This window comes from Tabrizicola caldifontis, assembly GCF_004762095.1.
Taxonomy (GTDB): domain Bacteria; phylum Pseudomonadota; class Alphaproteobacteria; order Rhodobacterales; family Rhodobacteraceae; genus Tabrizicola; species Tabrizicola caldifontis.
This window is the reverse complement of sequence record NZ_SIJH01000045.1, coordinates 1-1,427: the sequence shown is the minus strand read 5'-3', so window position 1 is coordinate 1,427 and position 1,427 is coordinate 1. Positions and strand designations below refer to the sequence as shown.

The 1,427-nt window shown below is 68.7% G+C and carries 1 protein-coding gene; it reads left to right on the top strand.

Features of this window, described 5'->3' with window-relative positions:
- Window positions 1–246 precede the first annotated feature (246 nt).
- A complete protein-coding gene (locus tag EYB42_RS17180) occupies window positions 247–1,407 on the top strand; it encodes an IS110 family transposase (protein WP_205910017.1) in 1,161 nt (386 codons plus the stop codon).
- Window positions 1,408–1,427: the final 20 nt, after the last annotated feature.

Sequence of the window (1,427 nt, the reverse complement as noted above, 5' to 3'; positions counted from 1 at the left end):
TCATGCCGCCTTACCTCTTTTCAATGCGCCCATGTCGGTGGGAAGCTGCTTGGGCGCAGGCGATGCGGGTATGGCTGTCATGCTGGCTGTTCCCGATGGCTCGGAGGGCTGGGCCGCCCGCATCGCCGCCCTTGATCGACCGCTGATTACGCGATGCCCCCGATGGCTTTGTAAGGCGATGCCGGCGAGACGGGGCATGCGGGTCCGGGGCAACGAGGGAGGATCACCATGCGGATTTCTGTGGGAATGGATGTCGCCAAGGCGATCCACTGGGCCTGTGCCATTGATGAGGCAGGCCGGACGCTGCTCGATCGGGCGGTGGAGAACACGCCGGAGGGGATCGCCTCCTTCGCGGCCGATCTGCGTGCGCTTGGCGGCGAGCCGGTCATCGGCCTCGACGTGGTGGGCTCTTTCGCGCATTTCCTCGGCGCGTCGCTTCTGGCCGAAGGTTTCCGGCTCGTCCATGCGCCGGGCATTGCCGTCAATCGGGCGGGCCAGGGCTTTGCCGGGGGCGAGAGCAAGTCCGATCCGCGCGACGCCCGCACCATCGCCGACCTGGTGCGCACCCGCGAGCTGCGCCCGATCCTGCCGGACGACGAGACGGTGACGGCGATCCGCCTCAAGGTCGGCCGCCGCCGCGACCTGATCGAGGAGCAGACGCGGCGCCTCTGTCGCCTGCGCGGGCTCCTGAGCAGCATCCATCCGGGGCTCGAGCGCGACCTCGACGTTACCTGCAAGGGGCCGCTGGTCCTGCTGACCCGCTACGTCACGCCCGCCGAGATCCGGCATGCCGGAAAGCGGCGGATCATGGCGCATCTCGCGAAGACCCCGCATGTGCAGGGCGCCGAGGCGCTGGCCGACCACGCCCTTGCCGCGGCGCGTGCCCAGATGCTCGCCGTACCCGGCGAGGCGGCCATGGCCGAACTGGTGCGCGAACTCGCCACCGAGGCGCTCGAGGCCCGAGTGAAGATCATCCGCCTCGACCGTGACCTTGCGGCCCTGCTCGCCGTCCACCCTGACGGCGCCCTCATCCAGTCGCTGCCGGGGATGGGGGCGGTGCTCGCGGCAGAGTTCATCGCCTGTGTCGGCGACATCCGGCGCTTCCCCTCGGCCGATGCGCTGGCCTCCGCCGCAGGGCTTGCGCCCGTGATCCGGCAGTCGGGCCGAAAGGCAGGCTGGCGGCGCACCTACGGCGGGGACAAGGCCCTCAAGCGCGTCTTCTACCAGGGCGCCTTCTGCGCTGTCTGTCGAAAGGATCCGCTCTCCAAGGCGTTCTACGACCGCAAGCGACGCGAAGGAAAACACCACACCCAGGCGCTCATCGCTCTCGCACGCCGACGCGTCTCCGTGCTCTGGACCATGATCCAGCGCCGAAAGACCTACGATCCTCTCTTCAAAGCTGCTTGACTTCCGCATTACGCAGCCCT

Excerpts from the sequence above, each read along its gene's own strand:
- EYB42_RS17180 (WP_205910017.1), top strand. The coding sequence starts at position 247 with ATGGATGTCGCCAAGGCGATCCACTGGGCCTGTGCCATTGATGAGGCA.